This window comes from Deltaproteobacteria bacterium, from assembly GCA_011773515.1.
GTDB lineage: Bacteria > Desulfobacterota > Deferrimicrobia > J040 > J040 > WVXK01.
This window is the reverse complement of the sequence record WVXK01000001.1, coordinates 41,488-42,051: the sequence shown is the minus strand read 5'-3', so window position 1 is coordinate 42,051 and position 564 is coordinate 41,488. Positions and strand designations below refer to the sequence as shown.

The following is a 564-nucleotide window of genomic DNA, read 5'->3' as shown; positions in this document are numbered from 1 at the left end:
GCGGAGCCTGAGATCGACAAGTGCATCGATATCGTGACGAAAGGCGCTCTCAAGGAGATGATTGCCCCCGGAATTATTGCCGTCACGGCCCCCCTGATAGTGGGTTTCGGACTCGGCTCCGAGGCACTGGGCGGGTTCCTCGCCGGAGCGACGGTAACCGGTGTGCTCGTGGGGATAATGATGGCAAATGGTGGAGGCGCGTGGGATAACGCGAAGAAATTCATCGAAGAGGGCCATCACGGGGGCAAGGGGTCGGAAGCCCACAAGGCAGCCGTGGTGGGTGATACTGTGGGCGATCCCTTCAAGGACACCTCGGGCCCTTCCATGAACATACTCATAAAGCTCATGGCCGTGGTGTCCCTCGTGTTCGCGCCGCTTATCGGGAAGTTCTGATANNCTCATCGCCGCGCTGACGATGGAGGCCGTCGGCAGGGCTGCGGGACAGATGGTCGTTGAGATTCGGCGGCAGTTCAGGGAGATCACGGGGCTTCTCGAGGGCACTGCGGAGCCTGAGATCGACAAGTGCATCGATATCGTGACGAAAGGCGCTCTCAAGGAGATGAT

1 protein-coding gene and 1 pseudogene (1 of these 2 only partly in view) are annotated in these 564 nt (G+C 59.8%); both read left to right on the top strand.

All coding sequences use genetic code 11. The features are described 5' to 3' along the window. Positions 1-393, top strand: a pseudogene (locus GTN70_00220) (sodium-translocating pyrophosphatase) (it extends 1,569 nt beyond the left edge of the window). Between the two features lie 22 nt (positions 394-415). After that, on the top strand, positions 416-564 hold a 149-nt coding region (locus GTN70_00215; GenBank protein NIO15428.1), incomplete at its 3' end, for a hypothetical protein.